28 protein-coding genes, 1 tRNA gene and 1 pseudogene are annotated in these 26,922 nt (G+C 64.8%); 11 read left to right on the top strand and 19 right to left on the bottom strand.

The window, feature by feature from the left end:
• Nucleotides 1-22: 22 nt before the first annotated feature.
• The gene (locus W823_RS0129915) at nucleotides 23-1,168 is read right to left on the bottom strand and encodes a DUF418 domain-containing protein (RefSeq protein WP_023960117.1); all 1,146 of its coding nucleotides are present in this window, start codon (nucleotides 1,166-1,168) and stop codon (nucleotides 23-25) included.
• Between the two features lie 77 nt (nucleotides 1,169-1,245).
• Between W823_RS0129915 and W823_RS47690 the strand changes: the two genes are divergently transcribed.
• Both W823_RS47690 and W823_RS47685 read left to right on the top strand, forming a co-directional pair.
• Nucleotides 1,246-1,509 (top strand): hypothetical protein, encoded by a 264-nt coding sequence (locus tag W823_RS47690; protein ID WP_023960116.1) that lies wholly within the window; start codon nucleotides 1,246-1,248, stop codon nucleotides 1,507-1,509.
• A 9-nt stretch (nucleotides 1,510-1,518) separates the two neighbouring features.
• A complete protein-coding gene (locus tag W823_RS47685; protein WP_023960115.1) occupies nucleotides 1,519-2,124 on the top strand; it encodes an HdeD family acid-resistance protein in 606 nt (201 codons plus the stop codon).
• On the opposite strand, the gene W823_RS47680 is transcribed toward W823_RS47685, so the two are convergent.
• Nucleotides 2,118-2,894: a lytic transglycosylase domain-containing protein gene (locus tag W823_RS47680; RefSeq protein WP_023960113.1), complete on the bottom strand. Its 777-nt coding sequence runs from the start codon at nucleotides 2,892-2,894 to the stop codon at nucleotides 2,118-2,120. The two genes, W823_RS47685 and W823_RS47680, sit on opposite strands and share 7 nt — an antisense overlap.
• A gap of 209 nt (nucleotides 2,895-3,103) precedes the next feature.
• Complete coding sequence (locus W823_RS47675) at nucleotides 3,104-3,958, bottom strand: hypothetical protein (protein ID WP_023960111.1); 855 nt, start codon at nucleotides 3,956-3,958, stop codon at nucleotides 3,104-3,106.
• A 108-nt stretch (nucleotides 3,959-4,066) separates the two neighbouring features.
• Between W823_RS47675 and W823_RS47670 the strand changes: the two genes are divergently transcribed.
• Nucleotides 4,067-4,636: a DUF4334 domain-containing protein gene (locus tag W823_RS47670; RefSeq protein WP_023960109.1), complete on the top strand. Its 570-nt coding sequence runs from the start codon at nucleotides 4,067-4,069 to the stop codon at nucleotides 4,634-4,636.
• Between the two features lie 2 nt (nucleotides 4,637-4,638).
• Here W823_RS47670 and W823_RS47665 read toward each other — a convergent pair whose 3' ends face one another.
• The gene (locus W823_RS47665; protein WP_023960107.1) at nucleotides 4,639-5,289 is read right to left on the bottom strand and encodes a UdgX family uracil-DNA binding protein; all 651 of its coding nucleotides are present in this window, start codon (nucleotides 5,287-5,289) and stop codon (nucleotides 4,639-4,641) included.
• Between the two features lie 26 nt (nucleotides 5,290-5,315).
• Here W823_RS47665 and W823_RS47660 point away from each other — a divergent pair, with 26 nt between their 5' ends.
• Entirely contained in the window at nucleotides 5,316-5,966 is a 651-nt protein-coding gene (locus W823_RS47660) for a nucleoside/nucleotide kinase family protein (RefSeq protein WP_023960105.1), read from the top strand.
• Here W823_RS47660 and W823_RS47655 read toward each other — a convergent pair.
• From W823_RS47655 to W823_RS47635, 5 genes are all read right to left on the bottom strand, one after another.
• A complete protein-coding gene (locus tag W823_RS47655) occupies nucleotides 5,950-7,437 on the bottom strand; it encodes an NAD(P)/FAD-dependent oxidoreductase (RefSeq protein ID WP_023960103.1) in 1,488 nt (495 codons plus the stop codon). The two genes, W823_RS47660 and W823_RS47655, sit on opposite strands and share 17 nt — an antisense overlap.
• Nucleotides 7,438-7,944, bottom strand: coding sequence for a hypothetical protein (locus tag W823_RS58460; protein WP_023960101.1), 507 nt, complete (start codon nucleotides 7,942-7,944; stop codon nucleotides 7,438-7,440).
• Between the two features lie 15 nt (nucleotides 7,945-7,959).
• Nucleotides 7,960-8,181, bottom strand: a complete 222-nt coding sequence (locus W823_RS47645) for a hypothetical protein (protein WP_023960099.1) — start codon at nucleotides 8,179-8,181, stop codon at nucleotides 7,960-7,962.
• A gap of 178 nt (nucleotides 8,182-8,359) precedes the next feature.
• Nucleotides 8,360-9,067 carry a GAF and ANTAR domain-containing protein gene (locus W823_RS47640; protein ID WP_023960097.1) on the bottom strand — a complete coding sequence of 236 codons (708 nt, stop codon included), beginning with the start codon at nucleotides 9,065-9,067 and terminating at the stop codon, nucleotides 8,360-8,362.
• Between the two features lie 169 nt (nucleotides 9,068-9,236).
• A complete protein-coding gene (locus W823_RS47635; RefSeq protein WP_023960095.1) occupies nucleotides 9,237-9,503 on the bottom strand; it encodes a helix-turn-helix domain-containing protein in 267 nt (88 codons plus the stop codon).
• 93 nt (nucleotides 9,504-9,596) lie between these two features.
• Between W823_RS47635 and map the strand changes: the two genes are divergently transcribed.
• Nucleotides 9,597-10,385: a type I methionyl aminopeptidase gene (map, locus tag W823_RS0129910; RefSeq protein ID WP_031332722.1), complete on the top strand. Its 789-nt coding sequence runs from the start codon at nucleotides 9,597-9,599 to the stop codon at nucleotides 10,383-10,385.
• Here the strand turns inward: map and W823_RS47630 are convergent.
• Nucleotides 10,385-10,455 (bottom strand) — tRNA-Gly (locus W823_RS47630). The two genes, map and W823_RS47630, sit on opposite strands and share 1 nt — an antisense overlap.
• A 126-nt stretch (nucleotides 10,456-10,581) precedes the next feature.
• On the opposite strand from W823_RS47630, the gene W823_RS47625 reads away from it, so the two are divergent.
• The gene (locus tag W823_RS47625) at nucleotides 10,582-11,928 is read left to right on the top strand and encodes an HNH endonuclease signature motif containing protein (protein ID WP_023960093.1); all 1,347 of its coding nucleotides are present in this window, start codon (nucleotides 10,582-10,584) and stop codon (nucleotides 11,926-11,928) included.
• Here the strand turns inward: W823_RS47625 and W823_RS47620 are convergent.
• Nucleotides 11,925-12,803, bottom strand: a complete 879-nt coding sequence (locus W823_RS47620) for a sigma-70 family RNA polymerase sigma factor (protein WP_023960091.1) — start codon at nucleotides 12,801-12,803, stop codon at nucleotides 11,925-11,927. The genes W823_RS47625 and W823_RS47620 overlap by 4 nt on opposite strands.
• 94 nt (nucleotides 12,804-12,897) lie before the next feature.
• Between W823_RS47620 and W823_RS47615 the strand changes: the two genes are divergently transcribed.
• The 3 genes from W823_RS47615 to W823_RS47605 all read left to right on the top strand — a co-directional run bounded on the left by W823_RS47615 (nucleotide 12,898) and on the right by W823_RS47605 (nucleotide 15,383).
• Complete coding sequence (locus tag W823_RS47615; protein WP_023960089.1) at nucleotides 12,898-13,356, top strand: carboxymuconolactone decarboxylase family protein; 459 nt, start codon at nucleotides 12,898-12,900, stop codon at nucleotides 13,354-13,356.
• Between the two features lie 27 nt (nucleotides 13,357-13,383).
• Nucleotides 13,384-13,953 (top strand): dCTP deaminase, encoded by a 570-nt coding sequence (dcd, locus tag W823_RS47610; protein WP_023960087.1) that lies wholly within the window; start codon nucleotides 13,384-13,386, stop codon nucleotides 13,951-13,953.
• 71 nt (nucleotides 13,954-14,024) lie between these two features.
• Nucleotides 14,025-15,383, top strand: coding sequence for a UDP-glucose/GDP-mannose dehydrogenase family protein (locus W823_RS47605; RefSeq protein ID WP_031332721.1), 1,359 nt, complete (start codon nucleotides 14,025-14,027; stop codon nucleotides 15,381-15,383).
• Here W823_RS47605 and W823_RS47600 read toward each other — a convergent pair.
• Nucleotides 15,373-16,101: a MerR family transcriptional regulator gene (locus W823_RS47600; protein ID WP_023960084.1), complete on the bottom strand. Its 729-nt coding sequence runs from the start codon at nucleotides 16,099-16,101 to the stop codon at nucleotides 15,373-15,375. The genes W823_RS47605 and W823_RS47600 overlap by 11 nt on opposite strands.
• Before the next feature lie 200 nt (nucleotides 16,102-16,301).
• On the opposite strand from W823_RS47600, the gene W823_RS47595 reads away from it, so the two are divergent.
• Complete coding sequence (locus W823_RS47595; protein ID WP_023960082.1) at nucleotides 16,302-17,348, top strand: hypothetical protein; 1,047 nt, start codon at nucleotides 16,302-16,304, stop codon at nucleotides 17,346-17,348.
• Nucleotide 17,349: 1 nt separating this feature from the next.
• On the opposite strand, the gene W823_RS47590 is transcribed toward W823_RS47595, so the two are convergent.
• The gene (locus tag W823_RS47590) at nucleotides 17,350-17,943 is read right to left on the bottom strand and encodes a TetR/AcrR family transcriptional regulator (RefSeq protein WP_023960080.1); all 594 of its coding nucleotides are present in this window, start codon (nucleotides 17,941-17,943) and stop codon (nucleotides 17,350-17,352) included.
• A 121-nt stretch (nucleotides 17,944-18,064) separates the two neighbouring features.
• Here W823_RS47590 and W823_RS47585 point away from each other — a divergent pair, with 121 nt between their 5' ends.
• Nucleotides 18,065-19,651 (top strand): MFS transporter, encoded by a 1,587-nt coding sequence (locus W823_RS47585; protein ID WP_023960078.1) that lies wholly within the window; start codon nucleotides 18,065-18,067, stop codon nucleotides 19,649-19,651.
• Here the strand turns inward: W823_RS47585 and W823_RS47580 are convergent.
• The 6 genes and pseudogenes from W823_RS47580 to W823_RS58175 all read right to left on the bottom strand — a co-directional run.
• Nucleotides 19,633-21,111: an NAD(P)/FAD-dependent oxidoreductase gene (locus tag W823_RS47580; protein ID WP_023960076.1), complete on the bottom strand. Its 1,479-nt coding sequence runs from the start codon at nucleotides 21,109-21,111 to the stop codon at nucleotides 19,633-19,635. The genes W823_RS47585 and W823_RS47580 overlap by 19 nt on opposite strands.
• A gap of 26 nt (nucleotides 21,112-21,137) precedes the next feature.
• Nucleotides 21,138-22,274: a PDR/VanB family oxidoreductase gene (locus tag W823_RS47575; protein ID WP_023960074.1), complete on the bottom strand. Its 1,137-nt coding sequence runs from the start codon at nucleotides 22,272-22,274 to the stop codon at nucleotides 21,138-21,140.
• Nucleotides 22,271-23,149 (bottom strand): metal-dependent hydrolase, encoded by an 879-nt coding sequence (locus W823_RS47570; RefSeq protein WP_023960072.1) that lies wholly within the window; start codon nucleotides 23,147-23,149, stop codon nucleotides 22,271-22,273. Before W823_RS47570 ends, W823_RS47575 begins: the two co-directional genes overlap by 4 nt.
• 14 nt (nucleotides 23,150-23,163) lie before the next feature.
• Complete coding sequence (locus tag W823_RS47565) at nucleotides 23,164-24,957, bottom strand: SDR family oxidoreductase (RefSeq protein WP_023960070.1); 1,794 nt, start codon at nucleotides 24,955-24,957, stop codon at nucleotides 23,164-23,166.
• A gap of 86 nt (nucleotides 24,958-25,043) precedes the next feature.
• Entirely contained in the window at nucleotides 25,044-26,297 is a 1,254-nt protein-coding gene (locus W823_RS47560) for a pyridoxal phosphate-dependent aminotransferase (protein WP_031332719.1), read from the bottom strand.
• Nucleotides 26,298-26,336: 39 nt separating this feature from the next.
• Nucleotides 26,337-26,922, bottom strand: a pseudogene (locus W823_RS58175) (Fe-S oxidoreductase); the annotation flags it as partial.

Below are 26,922 nucleotides of genomic sequence, written 5' to 3'. Positions count from 1 at the left end.
TGCAATGACTCGACTGTACCGATCAGACCCCGGATCGCGCTGGTACTCGGCGACTACCCGAGCTCCGCCGGGCGATCGATGAGATGAGACCTTCCACCGGACCGCGACCGTACCGGGCAATCCATATTGTCGAGAATGCGACCGCGACCAGTACGAAGACGATCCAGGTGAGCAGCCCCTGCCACGGGTACACGCCGTCGCGACCGCGCTCGGAGAACTGGCACAGGACGAAGATGCCCACGATGTGCGCGCTGTACACGGTGAGCACCATGGACCCGGTGGCGCGCAGCGGGAAACTGAACCGTCCGGGCCGTCGGCAGAGCAACAGGCACAGCCCGATGACCAGCATGCTGATCCCCGCCGAACCGAACACGTCGAACGGGGTGCCCGAATGTGGTTCGGCGCCCAGCATCGCCTGCAGGTCGGCCCATTCCCACAGGAAGCCTCCACCCGGGTTCTCTGAGGGTGCGTAGAACTGGGACGGCGTTTGGTGTGTTCCGTCGTCGAAACCCGACAACGCCGCGGAGAGCAGGTAGGAGGCCACGGCGATGCCGGCACCGAAGCCGGCAAGTCGCCGGGCGACCATCGGCGACCGGAGGTCCAACCGTCCGATGCCCAGTCCCAGAAGCAGATAGGCCGCCCAGATCAGCCCCGGGTATCCGCCGCTGATGAGGATGTCGGTCAGCGCGTTGAACGGAGATCCCCACGCCCCGAGTGCGGCGTGGATGAGCGGCACCAGAAACGGCATGACCACCGCCACCACACCGGCCGCGACGAACAGCGTGGGCGACGAAACCCGCAGCAGCGGCAGCGAGATGACAAACAGGAAGCTGTACATCACCAGGATGATCAGGACCGGGGTGCCCAGCATCTGGAGCAATCCGCCCAGCAAGAAGATGCAACACGCCCGAACTAGGAGCTGATGGCGCGCGACCACAAGCTGTTCGGCGCCGAAAGGGGCGGTGCCGCCGGTCACCAGGGCGATCGAGACCCCGGCCAACACCGCGAAGGTGACGGCCGAGTGGCCGTTGACCACCGAACCCCACGTCTCCGGTTGCGTCCACCGCAGATCGCCGAGGTCGAGGATGTGCGCTGCGAACATGCCCAGTACCGCCAGGGCCCGCGCGATGTCGACGCCAGGTATGCGCGCCGATCGATTGGCCGTCATCCAATCATCTTCACTTACTGCGCGTGCCCGTGGTTTTCCGTGGACACCTAGCTGGGCCACTGTTAGCGTCCGCTGTCATGAGCAGCGACGCGCAGGACATTGCCGACCTCAGGCGGCAGGTGCAGCGACAGGGTGAACTGATCGACGACCTATACCGCAGGCTGGGCCTGGACGGGCCGCCGGCACCAGCGGCGCCGACCGCCGAGACCATTCCACCTGAGATCGCCGACGCAATCCGGGCGGGGAAGATGCCACTCGCTCTGAAACTCTGGCATCAGCGGACCGGGGTCAGTCTCTCGGAGGCAAAAGAACAGATCGACGCGTTTGCGCGCTCGTTGTAAGTTCTCCCCATGACCAACGCCACCGGGCCCACCTCTTCCCGCACCAACGCCTTTGTCCCTCAGTCCTTTCCCGATCAACTCCGCAATGCCGTGCGGGCAGGGCTGATCGCCAGCGCCGTCATCGGCATCATCGTCGGGATCGTGGCCCTGGTGTGGCCGGAACCGACGTTGCTGGTTGTGGCCCTGCTGTTCGGGATCACGCTCATCTTCACCGGCGTGTATCGGCTGACCGTGGCGTTTTCGGCCAAGCTGCTGCCGACCTCGATGAGGGTGTTTTTCGGCATCATGGGCGCGATCGTCCTGATCGCGGGCATCATCTGCCTGTTCAACCCCGGTGAGTCGCTGGTGCTGCTGGCCATCGTGATCGGCGTGGGCTGGATCTTCCAGGGAGCGCAGGAAATTGCGGCCGGTCTGGCGGGTGCGCACTACGCGCCGAAGTGGTTCCTGATCGGGTCAGGTGTGTTCTCGGTGATCGCGGGCATCATCGTGCTGTTCCTGCCGGGCGCCGCGATCGCCACGTTCCTCATCGTCGGTGCGATCCTGCTCGTCGTGGTCAGCGTGGTCACGCTGCTGACACTGCCGCGAGCGGCCCACACCCCGAACCAGACTCAGTAACCCGCTGCCCAGCCCCGCACGTCGGACACGTATTCCATCGAGTTGTTGTACCTGAGCACTGCGGCGACCTGCTGCTCGGGATCACGCAGATCGAGTCCGCCGTCGCACAGGTAACGACCGGTGGTCAGGGCGGCATCGAACAGGTTCTGGGGATCGATCACGCCGTCGCCGTTGCCGTCCGCAGCGTACCTCTTCCAGGTTTCGGGAAGGAACTGCATCGGCCCGACCGCGCGGTCGTAGTTGGGGTCGCCGTCGAGTTGACCGCCATCGGTGTCGTGGATGACGTTGTTCCCGGCAAGGCTGCCGTCGAGTACCGGGCCGAGGATGGGCGCGAGGAGCTCGCCGTTGACGCCGACCTTGCCGTTGTTCGCGTGGGTCGACTCGACCCTTCCGATTCCGGCGATCAGCTGCCAGGAGATACCGCAACCCGGTAGTTCTTGCGCCAGCTTCGACCCGGCGGCGAAATAGGCCTCGTAGTTGACGCGGGGGATCTGACCGCTGGTGACGCTTGCGGGAACCACCTCAGGGGCCGGTGCCGGTGCGGGCGCAGGCGCGGCAACTTGGGCAACCGGCTCGACCACCGGAGCGGGAGCGGGAGCCGGCGTCGACGACTGCGGGGCCTGACGGGTCTCGGCCACCTGCTTGGTGGCGTCGGTCAGCTGGTGATCGGCCTCGGCGGTTGCTGCCGCGGTGACCAATCCGATGGGTACGAGAGCTGCCAGAGCGAAAGGTGAACGCGACTTTCTCTTCGGCGCTGAATGCTTACCCAATCGGGGACCTCCTGATATGGCCTTTGTCTAGGCCTTTTACGACCGCGCCGACGGTACCCGAAACACGGCGTTAACCGTTATCGATCCGTGACCAATTGGCCATGACGCCGGGGCGTGAGCCGGGGTCTTCGCAGGTAAGCCGTTAGCAAATCGAAGTTTGTGATCCTCGCCATACGATCGGGCGGACGTACTTGGTGAACCGCGGTCGGTCAGAAGCCGCCGAAGTCCCCGCCCCCGTAGTCGCCGCCCCCGAAGTCGCTGTTGCCGTAGTCGCCGCCGCCGAAGTTGTCACCGCCGAAGTCGTCCCCGGACGCGCTGTAGTCGGTACCCGCATCGCCGGAGTCGCCTGGGTCTCCCGGGTCGCCGGGGTCGGTACCGTCGTCACCTGCGTCGAGACCGTCTTGGTACCCGTCGCCATAACCGCCTTCGAAGGCCTGGGCGTCGTATCCGACGCCGGCCATGCCGCTGAACATGGCATTGAACAGCAGCACCGATCCCAGGCCCCAAGCACCGGCGACCAGGGCCGGCTTCCACCACGGCTCGGAGTACCAGCCGGCGGGAACTGGGCGGCCGGCGACGCGTCCGCCGGGGAAGTAGTTCGGTGTCTGGTCCGACGGCTGGGGTGACGCGGCAACCCGGCGGCCTTCGTACTCGATCTCCCGCTTCTCGCTGACTTCACCCGAACTCTTCTGGCCCACCAGCGTGCCGATCTCGGGTCCCGGGTCCATGTTCATCGCTATCCGGGCGGCTCGCACGTAGTAAAGGCCTTCCAGCGCAGTCTGTTTGGCGAGCTCGGCTTGTCTGGGGGTGGCCGCCTGCTCGATCTGCGACCCGGCTGCGTTGAAACGTTCGGATGCGTCGGCAAGAGCGGACTTGGCCGGTTCATTGGAGCCGACGAGGTTGAAGACCTGGCCGCCGAGCCGCTCGATCGCTTGTCTCGCATCGGCTTTCGCGTCGGCGAGAATGGCTTCGTCGGCGCGGCGACGAGTCGAGCCCTGGTTGCGGGCGAGTGCGACGATTCCGATCACCACAACGATCACCGCGATCAACAGGATCAATTCCATCGGGGGCCTCTCGATCGTGACGAACCAACGGCAGTACTTCCAGGCTACCGATGTCAGTTGTTCCCACTGCCGGCACGAATTACTCTCCGATTCGCTACCTTGAGGTCCATGTCGGTAGCGGAGCAGATGATCAGGGACGAGCGCGCAACAACCGAGGAGGCCCTCGCGGTGTTCGACGCGGCCGAGCCCGTCGAGACAGATTTCATGATCGGCACCTGGCGCGGGGCGGAAGTCCAGACCGGTCACCCGATGGACGGCATGCTCGTCGCCAGTGGCTGGTGGGGCAAGCAGTTCGTCGACGGGGAGACCGTGCACCCGTTGTTGTTCCCGACCGCGGACGGCAAGGCTCTGTGGGCGTTGGACCCCAAGCGCCTCCCGGTTGGCGTGCTGCTCAACGCGCCGTTGCCGTCGCTGGAGAACCGCTCACTCGGTGGACTGGTGAACGCCGCACGCCCGTTGTTGCAGACCAAGAAACCGAAGGCCAGGTTGCGGACCACGCAGTACCGCGGCGTCGACACCGCGACGATGGTCTACGACGCGCAGCCGATCAACGACATCTTCCGTCGCGTCTCGGACGACACGGTGCTCGGGCTGATGGACCTGCGTGGCTCGGCCAAGCCCTACTTCTTCTCGCTACGCCGAGACGATTCGCTGCCCGTCCGCGCGAACCGCCGCTGAGGTCAGAGCAATTCTGCGGCCACCCTCAGGTCTGCGACCAGCGCATCAAAACCTTGTGCGCGGTCCTCGGATGGCCCCCGCAACAGCGCGGACGGGTGAATGGTGGCGACAACACTCGTCGTCGCGGTGATACCCGGGAGTGCACCGTCGGCATCCAGATCGAACACCTTGCCGCGGTGCTCGGTGAGCCGAAAGCTGGTGCCCAGCAACGTTTGAGCGGCCGTGGCACCGAGGCAGACCAGGACCTCGGGCCGCACGGTCTCGATCTCGGCCGTGAGCCACGGTGCGCAGGCGACGATCTCGGTTCGTCCCGGCTTCTTGTGGATACGGCGTTTGCCACCGTCGGCGCGGGTGAACTTGAAGTGCTTCACCGCATTGGTGACGTAGGTGGTCGTCCGGTCGATGTGCGCTGCGGCCAGCGCCTTGTCGAGCAACTTGCCTGCCGGACCCACAAAAGGTGCGCCGGCTCGGTCTTCCTGATCTCCGGGTTGCTCACCGACGAACATGATGCGGGCTCGGGCCGATCCGGCACCGAACACGGTTTGATCGGCGTCCTGATAGAGCTGGCATCCGCGACAGCCGCGTGCGGCGTCCGCTAGTACCTTCAGGTCGTGGGTGTCTGGGACGAACTCCTGAGCACCTGGCGCTTTCACCGCAGCCGAATACCCACATCAATCGGATGGGACACGTCGTGATCACCGACATCGCAGACCTGCTGGCTCATGTGGCGCGTCTGCGTGAGGGGCGTGAACGGATCATCATCGGTGTGGTCGGGGAGCCGGGCAGCGGTAAGAGCACCGTTTCCCAGGCGCTGATCGACCGGCTGGATGCAGCGGCGGTCACTGTGCCGATGGACGGCTTCCATCTGGCGAACAACGAACTGCAGCGTCTCGGGCGGGCCGACCGGAAAGGTGCCATCGACACCTTCGACGCACACGGATTCGTCAACCTCGTGCAGCGCCTGCGGGCACGAGCGGAGTCCGTGGTCTACGCGCCCGACTACGTCCGCGACATCGAGGAAGCCATCGCCGGGGCCATCGCCATCCCCAGCGATACGCCGGTGATCATCACCGAGGGTAACTATCTGCTGGCGAAGGACGAACCGTGGAACCGTCTTCGCGAACTCGTCGACGAGATCTGGTATCTCGACACACCCGCGGACGTCCGGGTGGAACGACTCATCAAGCGGCACATACGTTTCGGGAAGACCCCAGAGCACGCGAGGCGGTGGGCACTCGGGCCGGATGAGACCAACGCCCAGTTCATCCGAGGGACCCGGGACGCCGCGGATCAGACGATCGACGTGCTCGCGTTCAGTCGCTCTCTGTGAGCGATCGGGCGCGGGGACGGGTCAGCGAGTAGTCCGCCATGTCCGGGGTACCGAGATAACTCTTGAGGGTGGCCAGATCGAATGGCCACAGATCGACACTGCCGTCCTCTTTGAAGTACCAGCTCTGGCACCCGGTGTTCCACACCGTCGGTTCCAGCGCACTGCGCACCTCGACGTTGAATCGTTCGGTGGCCGAGGTGGTCACCTCGACGGTGGCCATCTCACCGCGGGCATGCCTTTTGACCCACGCCACGATGTGGTCGCACGTCAATTCCGCGGCCGTCTGCAGGTGGATACTGCCCACCGGACTGTTGGGTCCGAGGATGGTGAAGAAGTTCGGAAAGCCGGGAATGCTTGTCATCGCGAACGCATGCGGGCCCGAGTCCCAGGCTTGATCGATGGTGATGCCGTCGCGGCCGGTTAGCGACATCGGCCGCATGTAGTTGTGGGCTCGGAATCCGGTGGCCAGAACGATCACGTCGAGATCGTGATGCCTGCCGTCGACGGTGAGGATTCCGGTGGCGTCGACATGGTCGATCTTGTCGGTGATCACCTCGACATCGGGACGCTGGATGGCCCGGAAGTAGTTGCCGGACAACACTTGGCGTTTGCACAGCGGCTGATAGTCGGGCCGGAGGCGCTCGCGGAGTTCCTTGTCGCGGATGAGGTGGAGGCAGAGCCGCGCATAGGTCTGCACAGCGGTGCGTTTGAACCCCGGATGGATGGTGAGGTCGGTGAACAATGCGCTGGCCCGGACGGAAGCTCGATATGAGGCTTGCGCAGCGGATGGATATCGCTTGAACAGAGCCGTCAGGATTCTCGGCTGACGCACTGTGGTTGGCGCCCACAACACCCACTGAGGTGTGCGCTGGAAGACCGCGAGCGATCGGACGGTCGGGGCCAACGCACCGGTGATCTGCACGCCGGTGGACCCGCCGCCGATGACGGCAACCCGCTTGTTGTCGGTCTCGAGGTCTGGGTCCCACCGTGCGGTGTGCACCACCTCGCCGGTGAAGTCGTCGAGACCTGGGATGTCGGGTGTGTTCGGGTGATGGAGAACGCCGGTGGCGGCGACGAGGAAGTCGGCGGTAAGCCGGTCGCCGACCGCGGTCTCGACATGCCACTGACCGTCCTCGAAGCGCGCGCCCGTGACCTCGGTGTCGAGCCGTATGTACGGCCAGAGGTCGTGGGTGTCGGCGACTCCGCGGTGGTAACGCTGGATGTCGTCGCGGGCGGAGAAGACCTTCGGCCAATCGGTCTTGTTCTGGAACGAATAGCGATACAGCAATGACGGCACGTCGCACGCCAGCCCAGGGTAGCGGTTCCAAAACCACACCCCGCCAACGTCACTGCCCTTCTCCAGGATGGTGAAGTCGTCGAAACCGGCTGCCTTGAGCTTGACTCCCATCGCGAGTCCGGACATGCCCGCACCGATCACCACGACGCGGGGATTGCTCACCCCACCGCGCATCTACGTGCCATCGATCTGGAAACCCACCTTGCGAAAGTACTCTTCGAAACCCTCGATGTGGTCGCCGAGGTGATGCAGCAGCTTCGCGGTGTCGTGTTCCCACTGTGTGGTCTTGAGACCTTGGATCTCCACCGCCCACGGCAGTACGGCCCGGCCGCCATCGGCCACCACGTAGGTGAACCGGTCGACGAGAGCGCCGCACCAGAAGAAGTCGGCGAAGGCGAGACGAACCCGGCTGTCCGACAGCACCTTCGACCATTCGTATGTGCGGTCGTGCGCGCGTTCGCCGTGGTGTTCGAAGTCCAGGCTCATGCCCCAGCCCACCGTGAGGCTGATGTCGGGCTTGTACGACGCCGTGGCGTAGTGGGTGTTGACTTCGAGGCGGTAGCCGTCTTTCGAGACGGTCCCGGCGAGCCAATCGTGATAGCTCGGGCCCTGGTGTTTGATCACGTACCAGTCGTCGGGGTCGGAGGCCTGGACGATGCGCCGGAACTCATCGAGTCTCACTGCGCGTTGCCCGCTCTACTTTCCCTCGTCCGACAGTCGGGCGAGGTTGCTCTTGGCTTCCTCGAGTACCTGATTCGCCTCGGCGTCGGGCTCGGACAGGGCATTGCCCTTCTCGCGCAGGTCATCGATGAAGCGTTGTGTTTGATCGGCCAGTTCGGTACTCCCGTGTTCGAGCGCACGCTGCCGCGTACGTTCCGCCTCTTCGATGAGAGCTGTGATCTCTGGATGCAAAGTCATGTTCACGATGGTTCCACAGAGCGTGCACCTGTTCCGGCGGATCGCCGAATAGGTTATCGATCCATCGCGCTGGGTAGTCGGAGGCAAGGCAACGGTGTCACCGCGGAGGCGTCGTTGATCAGGCGCCCCCGGTTTCACAACATATGGCGGGGGCGCCGCCTTGTGCCCCCGGAGTTCGTCATCGGGCGCCAGATGGATGGTCGTTCTCGACCAACTGCCGTGCGATGTCATACAGACGGATATTCGATTCCTGAGACAGCTTGCGTAACAAGTCGAATGCCTGGATCGCGTTGACGCTGTAGCGCTCCATGATCATGCCTTTGGCCTGCCCGATGGTGTCGCGGCTGGCCAGCGCGCTGCGGAACTGTTCGCCTCGCTGCAATGCGCCCCAGACCGTGGCGGCGTGTGCGGCGAAGATGTACCCGAGATCTCGTGATTCTTGGTCGAACGCGCCAGGGATCTCCGAGTACAGATTGAGGGCGCCGACTGCGTCTCGCGTGGTGAAGAGCTGGAACGCCGCGATCGATTGGATCGGCGTCTGCTCGATGGCGTCCGCGCAGAACCTGGGCCATCGTTCCTCGCCGTACAGGTTGCTGATGTAGTAGCTGTCGTGTTCCACCGCCGCGTCGAAGCAAGGCCCCTCGCGGTGCTTCTGCTGCAGGGCGTCGAGTGTCCGGGGAACCTCGTGGGTGGCCGCCGGCGTGGCGACGTCTCTGTTCTGCCTGGAGACCACCGTGATCCCGGCATAGCTTGCACCCGGGATGTGGTCCACGGCGTTGTGAATGAGCTCACCGAGAGCGGTCGCTGAATCGTTGGGCAGATGCTCGCTCATGTCGCGGGCCAGTTCGGCTATCCGCTTGTATGCATCGTTGTTCTCGGTGCTCATTGCTTGAGCTCCATCCGCTTGCCACCGAGCAAGATGCACGATATGGAACAAACTGTAGTCCTGTCGGCTACGTCTGGACGACGATCGCGACTTCACCAACATCGGCCCCGTGGACGTGCTTCGAGGGCATATTCCCCTTGATTGACGCTGTCGGGGATGAAAGTGGTGCTCAGCCGCTTTTCTGAAGGTCCTCGCGCACGAGGCAGATGTTCGCCAGATCGTCGAGGGGTAAGGCCAGTACCCGGGCCAGTGCGGCGATGGTGGTGAACGCGGGAGTCGGCATCCGGCCGGTCTCGATCTTGCGGAGCGTTTCCGGCGATATGGCCGCCTCTTGTGCGACGTCGATGAGGGTGCGCTCGCCTCTGGCCTGGCGCAGGTATGCGCCCAGGCGCTGGCCGGTGGCGACTTGGGCAGGAGTCAACGGGAGGCGAACCATGCGGCGAGTCTACCGGGGCCGGTATGAAAATACCGACCTGACGGTTTAGGCTGGTATTTAAATACCGAACCTGTGCTTGCGAGAGGGACATCTGTGCTGGAACTGAAGACGCCACGGGAGATCGAGGCAATGCGTGTCACGGGGTTGTTCATCGCCGAACTGCTCGACGACCTCGCCGGGCGTGCTGCCCCGGGAGTGAACCTCCTTGATCTCGAACATCGTGCCCGTCACCTGATCGACGAGCGCGGCGCCATGTCGTGCTACTGGGACTACTCGCCGTCGTTCGGCCGCGGACCGTTCCGCAACGTCATCTGTCTTTCGGTCAATGATGCTGTGCTGCATGGGCTACCGCATGACTACGTGCTGCGCGATGGCGATCTGCTGAGCATGGACATCGCGGTGTCGATCGACGGGTGGGTTGCCGATTCGGCGCGGAGCCTGATCGTCGGTACCCCGCGTCCTGAGGACAAACGGCTCATCGAGGCCACCGAAACGGCGCTGGCAGCAGGAATTGCCGCAGCAGTCGTCGGGAACCGTCTGGGGGACATTTCGGCGGCAATCGGCGGTGTGGCAACAGATTTCGGATACCTTGTGAACACCGAGTTCGGTGGTCATGGCCTCGGACGCACCATGCATGAAGACCCGCATGTCTCGAATGTGGGACGGGCAGGGCGGGGTCTCAAGCTGAAGCCCGGCCTGACCCTTGCACTGGAACCGTGGCTGGCGCAGGGCACCGACAAGATCGTCTACGACAAAGACGGTTGGACCATCCGTTCGGCCGATGGGTCGCGCACCGCCCACAGTGAACACACGATTGCTGTGACCGACGATGGACCGGTGATCTTGACGAGTCTGGGTCGGGATAGGGCTTCTGCGATTTGAGCCGATGACGGGAATCGAACCCGCGTATGCAGCTTGGGAAGCTGCCGTTCTGCCATTGAACTACATCGGCGTGCGGCGTTTGGCCGCGAGAGCGATGTTAACAGCGCGCGCGGTGGGGGTGGTCGGCGCTCGGTCTGATGAATTGTCAGACCTCGAACGTATGATCGATTCATGAGTTGGGCGGGGGGCCACCACGATGGACGCTGAGGCGTCAGAGTTGTTGTCGCGGGTGCAGTCTGGGACTCGCGAGGTGAACCGGGCGTGGGCTCAGCGGCTGGACGACGGCCTCGAGTATTACCGGTACGTCTCCAGCAACGACGACGAGGACGGCACGCGGGCGGCGGCGTGCGAGATCGCAGTCGCGTGGCGATGCACCACCGGGCAGGCCGACCATCTGCTGCGGTGTCGGAGACTGCTCGACCATCTGCCGTCGCTGGCGGACGCATTTGCCTGTGGCGAGCTGAGCATAGAGAAGCTCAAGGCGATCTATCACCGCGCTTCGCGCGGCTATCGGGATGCGCTCATGGATCTGGACGGTGTACTCGCCGAAGACGCAATGCTCTTGGGCGACTACGTCTTCGCCGAGGAACTGGACCGGCATCTGATGCCATTCGAGCCGGACGTGGCCAACGATGGTGACTTCGTGGATCCGGCCCGCCGGGTGGTGGTGCGCCGGCGAGCAGGCGGGATGGCGAGTCTGATCACGGCCTGCACTGCGGAGGAAGCAGTGCGCGCCAAGGCTCAGCTCGAGGAGATTGCACCCGATGATCGTGCGGCGCAGGTGGATGCGGTGCTCGATGCAATCGCCGACGCCGCCGCGCTTGCCGACACGGCTGAGCCCGCCGACACGGCGCCGACCCCGACCTCCCCCGATCGACACAAACGCGCATGGACCGAGCTGGTGGTGGATCTGCCGACGGTCTTGGGGCTGTCGACGAACCCCGGTTACCTGATGGGATATGGGCCGCTGGATTGCGAGCAGTCGCGGTCATTGGCGGGCCGATCGCGGTGGAAGGGCCTGGTGACGATCGGGGAGAACGCGCTCACCGCCGTTCTCGAACTCATCAACTCTGCCGGCGATGCGCCGGTAACCAGCGAAGACCTCACGGCCGCCTTGATGAACTCGGTCGACGGCGGAGATCGAATAGTTCTGGGAGAGAGAAATCTTGGCCCACCACCGCCGATCAAGGCGCCGCCGACCCCCGACGGGCACGGCGGTTGGAGTACGCCGCCGCCCGGCGCCTTGCGATACAGACCCGGGTCGAAGCTCGCCCGAATAGTTCGCGCCCTCGACGGGCACTGCCGCTATCCGGGTTGCACCGTGCCCGCTGACAAGTGCGAACTCGACCATGTCGTCCCGTTCAACCATGCCAACCCGTTGGCCGGAGGTTGGACCATCGAGGCGAACTTCGAATGCCTGTGCAAGGAGCACCACGATATGAAGACCCGCGGAATCATCCGGGTGGTCCTGCAGCGCGGCAGGACAATCTGGTTCAGCACCCGCGCCGGCCAACAGGTCGTGACCAAAGCTGCGGTCCGCTAGATGACGCCCGAGAAATCGAGCTGCGCCAACCGCTCTGGATCGGCCACGATATTCATCGTCACCACACGGCCATCGGACACCGTGAACGCGGCGATCGACGACACCGTGTCGCCCGAGAACGCCAGCACGCCGATGCCGCCGTTCATCCGCACCATCTGCGTCCGCTCGGTGAACCGCTGGAACGTGATCGCGCCCCGGGCCGCAGCCTCGGCACCCAGCACCTCGACAGGTGCGCGGTCCGCGGCCACGTCGGTACGGATGACGATGTTCGGATCCAGCACAGCCATCAGCGCCTCCAGATCGCCACCCCGAGCCGCAGCCGTGAAGGCCTCCACCACCCGCCGCTGCTGCGCCAGACCCTGCGACCGCGGCGTCGCCCCCTGCACCCGAGAACGCGCACGACTGGCCAACTTGCGAGCAGCCGCCGGCGTCTTGCCGACAATCGGCGCCACCTCATCGAATGGCATCGCGAACAGATCATGCAGAACAAACGCCAGACGCTCACTCGGGCTCAGCGTCTCCAACACCACCAACAACGCAACACTCACCGAATCGGCCAGCACCGCCTGGCCTTCCGGACCGTCGGGCGCATCGAGCGGAGCCAGGATCGGGTCGGGAACATGGGCGATCTCCAGTGACTCCTCCTGGCGAGTCCGCCTCGACCGCAACATGTTCAAACACACCCGCGACGTGATCGTGGTGAACCAGCCCCCGATGTTCGAGATCTCATCGGTGTCGGCGCCGGCCACCTTCAGCCAGGTTTCCTGAACAGCATCCTCGGCCTCGCTGAGCGAACCCAGCATCCGATAGGCCACCGCTCGCAAATGCCCGCGATTCGCCTCGAACTCGGTGAGCAGAAAATCGTTTGTCTCCATCGGTCACATTCCCCTTCTCCGTCGTGTCAGAGCTATGAACCGCCCGACACGGCCGATGTGACACAACATCGCCGCCCCGATGAAGGAGTCCGCAATGACCGCACGCTTGACCAACCCCGCCACCGTTCTGCCGCAGGCAACCAAGGCCATCCCACACCTGTTCGGAGCAATGGACCAAGGCGGTCTGTCGGCCTCACTCCGCGAAATCCTCGCACTGCGGGTCAGCCAGATCAACGGCTGCGCCGCCTGCGTCCACGCCCACGCCAAGAACCTGAAGGCGGAAGGGGAAAGCGACGACCGCATCTCCACCGTGGCCGTCTGGCGCGAATCGCCCTTCTTCACCGAACCCGAACGCGCCGCGCTCAATCTCGCCGAGTACGCCACCCGCCTGGCCGACTCCCGCGGCCACGCAGTACCCGACACCGTCTGGGACGAAGCTGCCGACAACTTCGACGAGAAGGAACTGTCGGCGATCATCTTGCTGATCGCCACCACGAACTTCTTCAACCGCATCAACGTGACGATTCAGGAACCAGCAGGCACCACCTGGTGAGCGCACCCTGGCAGCTAACCTCTTCGTGTGCTGCTCTCCGACCGCGACATCCGCGCCCAGATCGCTGATGGCCGCCTGGCCATCGAGCCCTTCGACCCCGTGCTGGTGCAACCCTCCAGCATCGACGTCCGGCTCGATGGCCTGTTCCGGGTGTTCAACAACACCCGCTACACCCACATCGACCCCGCCCAGCGCCAAGACGATCTGACCACGCTGGTCGAGCGTGAAGAAGGGGAGCCGTTTGTCCTGCACCCCGGCGAGTTCGTCCTCGGATCAACGCTCGAGGTCTGCACCCTGCCCGACGACCTCGCGGGCCGCCTCGAAGGCAAGTCGTCGCTCGGCCGCCTCGGACTGCTGACCCACTCGACCGCCGGGTTCATCGACCCGGGCTTCACCGGACACATCACGTTGGAGCTGTCAAACGTCGCCAACCTGCCGATCACCCTCTGGCCGGGCATGAAAATCGGTCAGCTGTGCCTCATCAAGCTGTCCAGCCCGGCAGAGTTCCCCTACGGGAGTGCCTCGGTCGGATCCAAGTACCAGGGGCAACGCGGACCGACGCCGTCGAAGGCCTACCTCAACTTTTCGCACGACTGACCCCGACTCGTCACCTCGACCACCCCGGCCAGACAGACATAGTCCGTACGCAGATGGGTATGACCGAACGTATGAAGGTGACAGTTTTTGGTTGCGGCTATCTCGGCGCCACCCACGCAGCATGTATGGCCGAACTCGGACACGAAGTCCTCGGTGTGGACGTCGACGAGGCGAAGATCGCGACCCTCGTTGCCGGTGACCTGCCCTTCTACGAACCCGGACTCGTCGAGGTCCTGCGCCGCAACCTCGACAACGGACGCCTGCGTTTCACCACCGACTACGACGAAGCGGCGGACTTCGCCGCCATCCACTTCCTCGGAGTCGGAACTCCCCAGAAGAAGGGCGAGTACGCCGCCGACCTCCGGCACGTCCACAGCATGCTCGACGAGCTCGTCCCGCGACTGCGTGGCGAGCACCTCATCATCGGTAAGTCGACCGTGCCCGTGGGAACCGCCGCCGATCTGCAACGCCGCGCCACCGCGGGAGCGCATGAGGCGGCAACCATCGAGGTGGCCTGGAACCCTGAGTTCCTACGCGAGGGCTTCGCGATCCAGGACACCCTGCACCCCGACCGCATCGTGCTGGGCACAGATCGCGCCAATGCCGGCAGCCATGCCGAGAAGCTGGTGCGCGAACTCTACGCAGACCTGCTCGCCGAGGAGATCCCTTTCCTGCACACCGACCTGGCGACCGCCGAATTGGTCAAGGTCTCGGCGAACGCCTTTCTCGCAACCAAGATCTCATTCATCAACGCCATCAGTGAGGTGTGTGAGGCAAGTGGGGCCGACGTCTCGATGCTGGCCGACGCGATCGGCTACGACAACCGCATCGGCCGCCGATTCCTCAACGCCGGATTGGGTTTCGGCGGAGGTTGCCTCCCCAAGGACATCAGGGCATTCATGGCCAGAGCCGGCGAACTCGGTGCCGACCAGGCGCTGACCTTCCTGCGCGAAGTGGACTCGATCAACATGCGCCGTCGCACAGCCATGGTGGAACTGACCACCAAAGTGTGTGGCGGAAGCCTGCTCGGCGCCAACATCGCCGTGCTCGGCGCGGCATTCAAGCCCGAGAGCGATGACGTACGAGACTCGCCGGCGTTGAACGTCGCCGGTCAACTCCAATTGCAGGGCGCGACCGTCAACGTCTTCGACCCCAAGGCAATCGCCAACTCTCGCAAGATGTTTCCCACGCTCACCTACGCCTCGTCCGCCCGCGAGGCCTGCGAGCACGCCGACGCCGTACTCGTCCTCACCGAATGGGCGGAGTTCGTGCACATGGAACCCGATGAGCTGTCACCAGTGGTGCGCAAGACCAACATCGTCGACGGCAGGCGCTGCCTGAACGCCGGCCAGTGGATCGCTGCGGGATGGCAGTATCACGCGCTCGGCGGCAATACGAACACCGGAGTCGCAGAACTGGTCAGTCCGTAGCCTTGCGGAGATAGTCGTCGAGTTGGTGGGCGAGGTCGCGATCGAGGGCGCGGTCGAGGGCGCTGTGAGCCGAGATGGTCGCGGTGCGGCGCATCTCGCCGATCAACTCTGCGGCCCAGTCGCTTTCGGAACCCTCCGAGGGAACCCAGCCCTCACCGCGTTCGGATTCGACCACGTCGCGGCCGGCTGAGATGAGGGTGGAGGCGACGGCGGCCATCTCCTTCTCGACCTTGCCGTGCACGTCGAGGATCTTCGACAGCGTCAAACCCAGTTTGGTGAGCCGTCCGAAGGCGTAGACGGTCTCGCGGTCGCGCAACACGTAGTCGTCACCGTCGGCCTCGATCAGACCGAAGTCTTCGAGACTCTTGTAGTGAGACGGGTTGCGGGAGTTGAGCAATGACTTGAGGGCCTCGGCCGAGATGGTCTCCGATCGCGCCTTCGACCACGGTTCGGTCACCACTTCCCGGATCCCGAGGACATCGACGAGGTCGTCGCCGCGTTGCACACCCAGGAGGAAGTCGGCGATGTGCCGGATCGTGAAACCGCGGTGCAGCAGGTCGTTGATCACCTTGAGCCGGGCGAGATGGGTGTCGGTGTAGATCGCGATCCGTCCGCGACGCGTGGGGCGGGGCAGCAGCCCGCGGTCCTGATACCCACGCACATTGCGCGTGGTGGTTCCCGCGGCGCGTGCGAGGTCGTCGATCCGGTACTCGGTCACCCCGAGATTCTAAACCGGCTGTCACGATGCCAGTTCTGACCGTGACATTGACAAATGACACTCGAATCGCTGCGATGGCGGCTGAACAAGACATACAGGACAGTCCCGTGCAGAATGGCCATCGAACGGTTGCTACTGGTGAATGACTGCTACTGGTGGACGACTGCTGATGGTGAACGACGACGAGGAGGTCGAGAGCAGTGATCTGGCTCGACCCATCGCTTCTGCGCACGGTTCGTGACCTTCTGCACTCAGCATCCGGCCAGGTCGGACCGGCGTTTGCTCTGATCGATCTCGACGACGGCGGTCTGCGTGGTGCCGCGGTCGACTCCGCCACCGGACAATGCCTGATGCAGCTCGACGACCATGACCTGCAGGGCAGGGCTTTCGACCGCTCGGTGGCCGACTACCTGGTTCGCACCGGCAAGGCCCCGATGCCCGAGAACGCCGAGTGGGCCCGTGAACTGCTCGACCTCATGACCAAGGCCCGCTCGGCGCTCAGCCGTTCGGACGGGACGTTCGTGATGGGCCACGAGTACGTCGGCATGCTGCGAGTGACCCGGACCGACCTCGACGACGCCCTGGCTCCCGCGGTGGCGCGCGCGGTCAGCGTGGCACGATCGATTGCCGCCGGCTCGCCTGCCCCGGTCACGGCAGTGGTCCTGATGCCCGATCACGTGATCTGGCCCGGTCTGCAAGCGGCATTGACCACCGGACTGCACGATCTGCCCGTCCTGGCGATGCATGCGGACGTACCCCTGGCGGTACCGGGACGGCATGCGCGGCCGGCACCGGTCGTCGAACCGGAATCGGAACCCCAGCTCATGCAGGAACCCGAACCGGCGCCACCGCCCGTGGACAACCGGCGCCAGAACCGGCTCGTGCTGATCGGTGCGGCGCTGATCGCCGGCCTGATTGTTGTCGGCGGCGCCACCCTGGTGGTCGCGCCGTGGAGCGAAGACACCGGTCAACCGCAGTCTCAGCGGTATCTGCGCACCCCGGAGACGAGCGCAACGGTGTCGGCAACTCCTGGCCCCGCGCAATCGCCCACGACCGCGTCATCGGCCCCGACCACGACCCCGCAGCCCCTGCCGCCGATCAACACCGAAGCCGCGCTCGCCCCGGTGATGCGTTACACCGCACCCCCGCCGCCTCCTCCGCCGACGACAACACGGCGACCGGCACGGCCTGCGCCGAATACGATCCCCAACCCCATCCCGGGGTTGCCTCCGATTCTGCTGCCCTGAGTCAGGGTGCGACGCCTCGACTGATCAGATCGAGGGTCTGGGCGTAGATGAACTCCCAGTGGTTGGTGGTGTCGGGAGGCCCGGCTCCATCGAGCTCCAGACTCACCGCGCCGTGCACACAGGACCAGATCTGCAGCGTTAGGTCCATCGGCTCCCCGGCCCGGATGGTGCCCGCGGCCTGTCCGTAACGAACGATTTCGGTGAGCGCCCCGAGGGCTGCTTCTCCGACTTCGCCTTCGGGCGCGCACTGGCCCGAGAACATGAGCCGGTAGAGCGTCGGTGACTTGTGTGCGAAGGCACGATAGGTGTGACCGGCGCGGTTCAACCGGACGTCGGCGTCGGAGTCGACAACGCTGCCGATCATCTTTCGGAGTTGCGAAAAGCCCTCCGTGACAAGGGCATTGATCAAACCATCCTTGCCGTCGAAGTGGTTGTAGACACCCATCGGCGCGACCTTGGCCTCTGACGCCACCGCACGCACCGTCAGACCACGCACGCCGTGGGTGTCCAGTACGCGCAGGGCGGCTTCGAGGAGCAATCCTCGGACATCTCCGGCAGGGGTCCGCGATGCCGTTCTTGGCGATTTCGATGCCACGTCGTCGATCCTTTCACACCACTCGCACGATCCCTCTTGACATCGCAGTAGCACGCTGTTCTTCTTGTATAGAACAACGTACTACAACACTAGAACAGCATCCTAATTCAGGAGAGAGTCGATGAGAAAGACAGAGCTGGTCGAACCCAAGACCGCCGCCCGGTCGCGCAATCGCTGGTGGGGCCTGGTCGCCCTCTGTGGCGCCGTGCTCCTGGTGATGATCGACAACACCATCGTCAACGTCGCGCTGCCGACTATCAGTCGGGACCTCGGCGCGAGCAACTCGGGACTGCAGTGGGTGGTGGACGCCTACACCCTCACATTCGCCGGGCTACTGCTCACCGCAGGCCATTTCGCCGACCGATTCGGCCGCCGCAAGGTACTGGTCATGGGAATCCTCGGGTTCGCGGCGGTGTCGGTGCTCGCTGCCGAATCGAGCTCGCTCGGACAGCTCATCGCCACGCGTGCGGGGCTCGGATTGTTTGCCTCACTGGTCTTTCCGGCCACCCTGGCCATCCTGATCGGGATCTTCCCCGATCTCAAGGAGCGGGCCATCGCGGTCGGCATCTGGGCCGGCACCACCGGTATCGCCGTGGCCATCGGTCCCGTGCTCGGAGGTTGGCTGCTCGAGCACTACTCGTGGTCGTCGGTGTTCTGGGTCAATCTGCCGATCGCCGCAGCAGTGCTCGTCGGTGTCTACCTCGCGGTGCCCAGCGGCGGCAAAGCCCAGCCGGGTCCGTTCGATCTCACCGGCGCAGCGACGTCCATCGCGGGCGTGACCCTGCTGGTCTACACGCTGATCGAGGGACCGAATCATGGTTGGGGATCGCTGCAGACCATCGGTGGATTCATCGGTGCGGCAGCGTTTTTGATCGGATTCGTGTATATCGAACTGTGCTCGCGCCATCCCATCCTGGACGTGCGCCTGTTCAACAACCGGCCGTTCGCCGTGGCCTCGGGGCTGATCGCGGTCGCATTCTTCAGCCTGTTCGGGTTCATCTTCCTGATCACCCAGTACTTCCAGGCCGTCAAGGGCTACGGCCCGCTGGAGGCAGGACTGCGCACCCTGCCGTTCGCGATCGTGATGGCCGCATTCTCGCCGCTCGCCATGGTGTTCGCCCGCAAGCTGGGGCCCGGGCGGGTTGCGGCACTGGGATCATTGACGATGGCCGCAGGGTTCGCGTTGGTTCTCCTCGCAGGCAAGGACGCCTCCTACTGGGGGCTGATCATCTGGTCGATGAGCCTGATGGCGGCGGGCCTTGCCCTGGTGCAGGGGCCGGCCACCAACATCATCACCAATTCCCTTGCACCGCAGCAGGCAGGCGCGGGCTCGGCGGTGAACGACGTGACGCGTGAGATCGGCGGCACCCTCGGGGTTGCCGTGCTCGGCTCGGTGCTGTCATCGGTCTACACATCGGGGATCGGTGACAAGCTCGATGGCAGCGGTCTGCCCCCGGAAGCCCTTGCCGCGTCCAAGGAATCGGTGATGGCCGGTGTGCAGGTCGCCTCGGCCATCCCGGGTCCCGGCGGTCAGCAGATGCTCCAGGTCATCCGTGACGCGTTTGTCAACGGGCTGCACGGTTCGGTGGTAGTGGCCGCCGTTGCTGCGGGCCTCGCTGCGCCGATCGCCTGGATCACCCTGCGGACCAGACAACTCGGTGCAGCGGTGGTGGTGGAGGACGATGCGCGTCAGGCGGAGTACTCGTAGCCGTCCTTGAGGGCTTTGCGCAGAGACAGGATCGACTCCACCCGGCTGGTCGGTCGAAGGTAGGGCGAATCACCTTGAGCGTTGATGTAGTAGGTGTTCGACCCGGCGCAGCGCGGACTCGCAAAGACCGTGCTGCGCACCTTCTTGCGCATCTTCTCGACGAACTCTTCGGTCTGCTCATCGGTTGCGCTCACCCGGCCCGCGCCGGACTCGACGGCTTTGGCGACAACCCGCACCGCGTGGGTTACGCAGAGTTCGATGGTGTCGAACCACGAGAACCCGATCACGCCGTAGGGTCCCGGCGCCAGGAACAGGTTGGGGAAGTCCGGGACGGTGATGCCCTCGTAGGCATGCATACGTTCCGAATCCCAGGTGTCGCCGAGATCCTGGCCGCCGACTCCGCGGATGGTGTAAGGCAGATCGAAGATCTTGAAGCCGGTTGCAAGGATGAGCGCATCGATCTCCAGACGTCGGTCGTCGGCGAAAACGATTCCGCTACCGGTGATCTCGGTGATGGGCGACGTCTCCAGGTCGACGTTGTCGCGATTGAACGTGGGGAAGTAGTCGTTGGAGAACGACGGACGTTTGCAGGCGTAGCCGTAGTGCGGGGTGAGCTTGGTGCGCAGCTCTGGGTCTTTGACCTGACCCCGCAGGTGACGCAGGCAGAGCTTCTCCATTCCCCGAGTGATGGCGGGCAACTGCTTGTTGTAGACCACGCCGAGCGTCTCGGCGATCTCGAACGTCGAGTCGATCAGAAAACGCGGCAGCAACTGCAGTTTCGGAGCGAACCGGTACACACCGCGCAGGCGGTCCGGGATCGGCGCGTTCGGTTTGGGCAACACCCAGATGGCCGTGCGCTGCACCACGGTCAGGTGTTCGACGTCGGGTGCGATGGTGGGGATGATCTGGATACCGGTGGCTCCGGTGCCGATGATCGCGACCCGCTTGCCCGTCAGGTCGTAATCGTGGTCCCAGGATGCTGATCTCAGAACCTTCCCCGAGAAGTTCTCCAGACCGGGCAGCGCGGGTGTGGCCGGGGTGGACAGCGCGCCATGGCAACTGATCAGGAACCGGGCGGTGACGGTCTCGCCGGATGCGGTGGTGACGGTCCACAGATCGGTGGTCTCGTCGAAATCGGCCGCGGTCACCGCGGTGCCGAACCGGATGTGCTCGCGGATCCCGAACCGCTCGGCGATGTCGCGGGCGTACTGCAGCAGTTCCGATCCCGGCGCGAACACCGCGGACCAATCCGGATTGAGTGCGAACTTGTAGGAGTAGGTGACCGACGGGATGTCCACCTCGACACCGGGGTATTGATTGGCCAGCCAGGTGCCGCCGACATCGTCGTTGCGGTCGAAGATCACGTAGTCGTCGATTCCGCGCTCTTGCAACTTGATCCCGGCAGCGAGCCCGCCGAATCCGGCGCCCACGATGGCGACGGTGAATTGAGGTTCGGGCACGATGATGTCTCCGTTGCTGTTCGGGTTCAGAGGTCGAGACGAAGGTGGTCACCCTCGGCCCGCGAGACGCAGGTGAGCATCACACCGGCGTCGCGTTCTGGTTCGGTGAGGATGTTGTCGCGGTGTTCGACCTGGCCTTCGAGCACCCGGACCTTGCAGGTGCCGCAGAAGCCCTGCTGGCACGAGTACGGCACCGACGGCAGAACCCGGCGAACCGCCGCCAGTGTCGACTCGGTGGCACCGACCGCAACGTCACCGCCGGTGCGGTCCAGGGTCACCCGGAATGGCCGACCGTCGAGAACCGGTGGCGGAGAGAACCTCTCGAAGTGCAGTTCGATGTCGGCTCTGCCCGCCAGCGCGGCACGGATCGAGTTCAGCATGGGGACGGGGCCGCAGCAGTACACGGACGTTCCCGAGACTCCTGGTGAGTCGGCGTCGTCCCCACCGAGAAGATCATGCGCGGTGGGGATGCCGTCGGTGTCGTCGGTGCGCACCGTGATCCGGTCCCCGTAGCGGGCCAGTTCGTCGACGAAGGGCAGTGAGTCGACGCTGCGGCCGGTGTACACCATCGACCAGTCCAGGCCCAGCCGCTCGGCGGCCTGCAACATCGGCAGAATCGGGGTGATGCCGATCCCGCCGGCGATGAATCGCAGTCTGCGGGCCGGCGACCCATGACCGGGCAGCGCAAGGGGAAAGGCGTTGCGCGGCCCTTTGATCCGCAGCAGGTCGCCAACCCGGAGCTGGTCGTGGACCTCCACAGATCCGCCACCACCGTCCGGTATCCGCCGCACGGCGATCCGGTAGTGGTCACGATCGGCGGGGTCACCACACAGCGAGTACTCCCGCATGCGACCGGACGGCAGCAGCAGGTCGAGGTGAGCGCCGGCGTACCACGGTGTGAGCTCGCCGCCGTCGGGGTCGGCGAGGGCCAGGGCCACCACGTTCTCGTCCTCGGCCACCACCTCGCGGCCGACGATCCGCACCGTGGTGACGCGGTGGACCTCTTTCGGCACAGGCGTTTTGGTGAGAGTGCTCCACAGCGGGAACCACACCTTGCCGAGCAGTGTCGCGATCCGCATCGCCGGGTCGTGCTGATACCGGTTGTACAGATGCGGCGGCGGCGCCGTCATCGACGTCGTGTGCGGGTGGTGGCGCTGATTCATGGGTGCGCGGTCCGGGCCGCAGGTGACGTCGCGAGGTAGGCGACGGCCTGGGCCGTCGACCCCACCTCCATCGGGGAGAAGTCGCGCCGGAAGTAACTGAAGGTCGCGAAGACGATGGACCGGAGGGTGGGCAGCAGCCCGTTTCGGGCGCCGGAGAACCATCCCAGCCACAACCGGGGGTAGCTCACCTTGCCTGCCGGGTCGCCGTGGGCGATGAAGCGGATGCCGCGGTGGATGACAAAGAGCAACGCCGGCAGGGCGACCAGCATGGCCCGGCCACGTTTGAGGTAGCTGTCGCCGAAGTATGTGGCCACATCATGTGCCACACAACGATGTTCGACCTCCTCGGCGCCGTGCCACCGGAAGAGGTCGGCCATCATGGGGTCGGCGCCGTGCTCGTCCCACTTGTTGTTCAGGGCGAAGTCACCGAGTACTGCGGTGTAGTGCTCGATGGCGGCGATCAGCCAGAGCCGCTCGACGAGGTGCTTGTACCGTGCCTTCGCAGTGCCCTTATCGGAGGGGCCGAGGATCTTACGGAAAATCCACTCCATCTGGCGCTGGAACGGCCGGGGGTCGAGACCGTTCTCGTCGAGGAACTCCCACAGAACCCGGTCGTGGGCTTCGGCGTGCATCGCCTCCTGCCCGATGAAGCCACGCATCGCAGCCGCGAGCACCTCGTCCTTCACCAGGGGCAGTGCCTCGTTGTATGTCTGCACGAACCAGCGTTCACCCTCTGGCAGCAGCAGATTGAGCATGCTGATCACATTGGACGACACCGGATGGTTCGGGATCCAGTGCAGCGGGGTGTTCTTCCACTCGAACTCGACGTTGCGGGCATGCAGTTCGACTGGTCCCGGATCAAAAGCGTGGGTCATCGCGGATCTCCTGTTCAGAACAACTTTGCGCGGGCCATCAGACGCGAGAGCCCGGGTGTGAAGCGGTAGATGCGGTACCAGGCGTGCGCCTCAGGGGTCACCGGTACCACCGCCTTGTTGTTCTCGATCGCGCCGAGAATCGCGGTCGCCACCTTGTCCGGCGTGTAGCCGCGGCGGCGGTACATCCCACTCATCTTGTCGCGCAACTGTTGTTGCGTGTCCGCGGTGGATCCGGCGAACTCGGTGGCCGCGACGATGTTGGTGTCGACGATGCCGGGGCAGATGGCCGAGACCCCGATGTGATGTTCGGCCAGTTCGGCTCGGAGGGATTCGCTGAACATCAGCACCCCGGCCTTGGTGGCCGCGTAGCTGCCGAGGCCCTGCTGTGGTGTGAATGCAGCTGCCGAGGCCAGGTTGACGATCTGGCCGCCGAGACCGCGTTCCACCATCGCCCGGCCGAAGACCCGGCTGCCGGTGATGACCCCGAGCAGGTTGATGTCGATCAGGCGCCGGATCTGTTCGTCGGTGGCGTCGAGGGCGTGTCCGGCGAAACCGATACCGGCGTTGTTGATCACGATGTCGGCAACTCCGTGGCGCTTGGTCACGTCGTCGGCGAATGCGGCGAACGCGTCCTGATCGGCCACGTCGAGCCGGTAGGCGGTGGCCAGGCCTCCGCTGGAAGTGATTGCGGCAGCGGTCGACTCGGCCGCGTCGAGGTTGATGTCCGCGACGATGACCTCGGCCCCGTTGCGGGCGAGCAGAATCGCCGTCTCTTTGCCGATTCCGCTACCCGCGCCGGTGATGACCGCGAGCTTGCCGGACACAGAGGTGTTCTCGCCCCGCCGGCGGGCGCGCTCGATGACGGGAGACACCTCGCCCCCGCGCATCGTCTCGATGAAATCACCGGCGATCTCGGCGAGGTATCCGGGGTTCGTGTAGGGCAGCCAGTGGCCGGTCTCGGTGTCGCGACGCCAGTGCTTGTCCGTGTAGCGAGGGGTATTGGCGAAGATTGCACTGCGCAGAGCGATGTCGCGCGTGTTCACCACCTCGAACACCGGAACCGTGGTGCTGCGTGGGTTCGGATTCGCCAGTCGCGGACGGATGTTGGCGCGGTAGTACCGCAGTCCCGACACCGCGTCGGCACGGAAAGTCGGTGCGAAGGTGAGGTTCGCCGGGTCTGTGCCCTCGACGGCGGTGAGCAGCCGTTGCCACGTCGCGGGGTGCATGGCGGCGCCGAACAGCGCTTTGGGTACCACCGGGAGCTGGAACACAGCCGTGTAACTCGACGACAGCACCTGAGACAGCGCTTGTCCCAGGGACTTCGGGGTCGGGTGACGCAAACGCTCGCGCGACCATTCGCCGAGGTGGTCGAGGTTCGGTCCCGACACCGAGATGAACGAGGCGATCCGGTCGTTGGCGCCGGGTGTGCACACGGCTTCCCATGTCTGGACCGAACCCCAGTCGTGCGCGAGGACGTGAACTGCCTCGCCTGGGCTGACCTCGTCGATCACCGCGAAGAGATCGGCTGCCAACTCGGGGAGCCGGTAGGCGGCGTCGCCGTCGGGCTTGTCGCTCTCGCCGTAGCCGCGGGTGTCATAGGCAACCACGTGATAGCGCTCGGCGAGGATCGGCGCCACCGAGTGCCACAGGTGGTGGGTGTCGGGCCATCCGTGCACAAGCACCACGGTCGGGTTGTCAGATGACCGCTCGCCCAGCTCGAACACGGCCAGCTCCACGCCGCTGCGGATCACGGTGCGTGACCGCCAGGCGGGCTCGGCGGCCCTCTGATTGCTGTCGATAGCAGTCATCAACTCCCCCTTGAGTGATTGAGTGAGTTAGACGTTACCAGTCGTCACACTTAAATCAAGAGGTGCTGAGCTGCGGTTATGTGGTTCTACTGCTTGTAACTCGCCAAGAAGTTGCCCATTCGCTGCACCGCGTCACCCAGATCGCGCGACCACGGGAGCGTGACGATGCGGAAATGGTCGGGGTTGGGCCAGTTGAATCCGGTGCCGTGCACAACAAGGATTTTCTCGCGGACCAGGAGGTCGAGGACAAACTTCTCGTCGTCGTGGATGTCGTGCACCTCGGGGTCCAGGCGTGGGAACGCGTAGAGCGCACCCATCGGCTTCACACAGCTCACGCCGGGGATCTCGTTGAGCTTCTCCCACGTGATGTCGCGTTGTTCCAGGAGCCGACCGCCGGGCAGGACAAGATCCTCGATGCTCTGGTACCCGCCGAGCGCGACCTGGATGGCGTGCTGACCCGGAACGTTTGAACACAGGCGGGTCGACGCCAGCATCTTCATGCCGTCGATGAAACCCTTCGCGTGGTCTTTCGGCCCGGTGATGGCCACCCACCCGGCCCGGTAACCGCACACCCGGTACGCCTTGGACAGGCCGTTGAACGTCAGGCACAGCAGGTCCGGCGCCAGCGACGCGAGATTGATGTGCTCGGCATCGTCGTACAGGATCTTGTCGTAGATCTCGTCGGCCAGGAGCAGCAGCGAGTGCTTGCGGGCCAATTCGACCAGCTGCGTGAGGACTTCCCGTTTGTAGACCGCGCCGGTCGGATTGTTCGGGTTGATCACCAGCAGCGCCTTGGTGCGCGGGGTGATCTTCGACTCGATGTCCGCGATGTCGGGGTTCCAGTCGTTTTCCTCGTCGCAGAGGTAGTGGATCGCCTTACCCCCGGACAACGCCGTCATCGCGGTCCACAGCGGGTAGTCGGGGGAGGGGATCAGCACCTCGTCGCCGTCGTCGAGCAACGCCTGCATGGTCATGGTGATCAACTCGGATACACCGTTACCCAAGATCACGTCGTCGACGTCGAAGTACGGGAAGTCCGGAATCAGTTCGTAGCGGGTGACCACCGCGCGACGAGCCGGAAGCACCCCCAGGGATTCGCTGTACCCCTGGGAGTACGGCAACGCGTGGATCATGTCGCGCATGATCACGTCCGGCGCCTCGAAACCGAACTGGGCAGGGTTGCCGATGTTCAGCTTCAGGATCCGATGCCCCTCCGCCTCCAGGCGAGCGGCGTGGGCCGTCACCGGTCCGCGGATCTCGTAGGCGACATTGCGGAGCTTCGCCGATTGCTCGAGTGGTTTGAGGTCGCGGTACACCGTCGACACGTGTGGTCTGCTCACCTGCTTATGGTGCCAGCCTTTCGCAAATCGTTTTCGGGTTCAGCGTTTACCAGGACGCTTCTTGCCTGCTGCGATGCCGAATCCCTTGGCCTTGGAGGGCCCTGATTCGGCCAGCGTCCGGCTGTCGGCCGGTGCGTCGCCGTTGGTGGCAGTTGCGCCGTTGGTGCTCTCAGCGGTCGTCTCGTTATCTGCCTCTGGCTCTGCCACAACCTCGGTCTGGGCCTCTGGCTCTGGCTGTTCCGCGGGTTCGGGTTCGGGCTCGGGATCGGGCGCTGGAGCCGCGGCGGGCTTGGCGGCTCCCGGCTTCTTCGCTCCGGGACGTTTGGCCTTGCCGCCGATCGCCAGGCCCTTGACGGGAACCGCGGCTGACTGCTCGGTCGCGCCACCCTCCGCAGTACCCTCCGCGGCCGGTTCGCTGACCTCTGGCTCGTCCACCTTCGACGGCTCGTCGGCCACCGGTGCGGGTGCGACATCCTCGTCGGGCTTGCCTGCTCCCGGCTTCGGGGCCCCGGGACGCTTGGCTCCGGGGCGCTTGGCACCGCCGCCGATGGCCAGGCCTTTGACCTGAGCGGCCGGCGGCTTCTCGCCGGCCTGGCCGGTGGTGGCCGGCTCTTCGGTGACCGAT

This window comes from Williamsia sp. D3 (assembly GCF_000506245.1).
In the GTDB taxonomy this organism is placed as follows: Bacteria; Actinomycetota; Actinomycetes; order Mycobacteriales; family Mycobacteriaceae; genus Williamsia; species Williamsia muralis.
The sequence above is the reverse complement of the archived record's forward strand: the minus strand, read 5'-3'. Positions and strand labels throughout refer to the sequence as shown.

What these genes read in the sequence shown, in the direction of transcription:
- W823_RS0129915 (WP_023960117.1), bottom strand. Translation starts at nt 1,168, where the DNA reads ATGACGGCCAATCGATCGGCGCGCATACCTGGCGTCGACATCGCGCGG.
- W823_RS47690 (WP_023960116.1), top strand. Translation starts at nt 1,246, where the DNA reads ATGAGCAGCGACGCGCAGGACATTGCCGACCTCAGGCGGCAGGTGCAG.
- W823_RS47685 (WP_023960115.1), top strand. Translation starts at nt 1,519, where the DNA reads ATGACCAACGCCACCGGGCCCACCTCTTCCCGCACCAACGCCTTTGTC.
- W823_RS47675 (WP_023960111.1), bottom strand. Translation starts at nt 3,958, where the DNA reads ATGGAATTGATCCTGTTGATCGCGGTGATCGTTGTGGTGATCGGAATC.
- W823_RS47670 (WP_023960109.1), top strand. Translation starts at nt 4,067, where the DNA reads ATGTCGGTAGCGGAGCAGATGATCAGGGACGAGCGCGCAACAACCGAG.
- W823_RS47660 (WP_023960105.1), top strand. Translation starts at nt 5,316, where the DNA reads ATGGGACACGTCGTGATCACCGACATCGCAGACCTGCTGGCTCATGTG.
- W823_RS47655 (WP_023960103.1), bottom strand. Translation starts at nt 7,437, where the DNA reads ATGCGCGGTGGGGTGAGCAATCCCCGCGTCGTGGTGATCGGTGCGGGC.
- W823_RS47645 (WP_023960099.1), bottom strand. Translation starts at nt 8,181, where the DNA reads ATGACTTTGCATCCAGAGATCACAGCTCTCATCGAAGAGGCGGAACGT.
- W823_RS47640 (WP_023960097.1), bottom strand. Translation starts at nt 9,067, where the DNA reads ATGAGCACCGAGAACAACGATGCATACAAGCGGATAGCCGAACTGGCC.
- W823_RS47635 (WP_023960095.1), bottom strand. Translation starts at nt 9,503, where the DNA reads ATGGTTCGCCTCCCGTTGACTCCTGCCCAAGTCGCCACCGGCCAGCGC.
- W823_RS47625 (WP_023960093.1), top strand. Translation starts at nt 10,582, where the DNA reads ATGGACGCTGAGGCGTCAGAGTTGTTGTCGCGGGTGCAGTCTGGGACT.
- W823_RS47620 (WP_023960091.1), bottom strand. Translation starts at nt 12,803, where the DNA reads ATGGAGACAAACGATTTTCTGCTCACCGAGTTCGAGGCGAATCGCGGG.
- W823_RS47615 (WP_023960089.1), top strand. Translation starts at nt 12,898, where the DNA reads ATGACCGCACGCTTGACCAACCCCGCCACCGTTCTGCCGCAGGCAACC.
- W823_RS47605 (WP_031332721.1), top strand. Translation starts at nt 14,025, where the DNA reads ATGAAGGTGACAGTTTTTGGTTGCGGCTATCTCGGCGCCACCCACGCA.
- W823_RS47585 (WP_023960078.1), top strand. Translation starts at nt 18,065, where the DNA reads ATGAGAAAGACAGAGCTGGTCGAACCCAAGACCGCCGCCCGGTCGCGC.
- W823_RS47575 (WP_023960074.1), bottom strand. Translation starts at nt 22,274, where the DNA reads ATGAATCAGCGCCACCACCCGCACACGACGTCGATGACGGCGCCGCCG.
- W823_RS47570 (WP_023960072.1), bottom strand. Translation starts at nt 23,149, where the DNA reads ATGACCCACGCTTTTGATCCGGGACCAGTCGAACTGCATGCCCGCAAC.
- W823_RS47565 (WP_023960070.1), bottom strand. Translation starts at nt 24,957, where the DNA reads ATGACTGCTATCGACAGCAATCAGAGGGCCGCCGAGCCCGCCTGGCGG.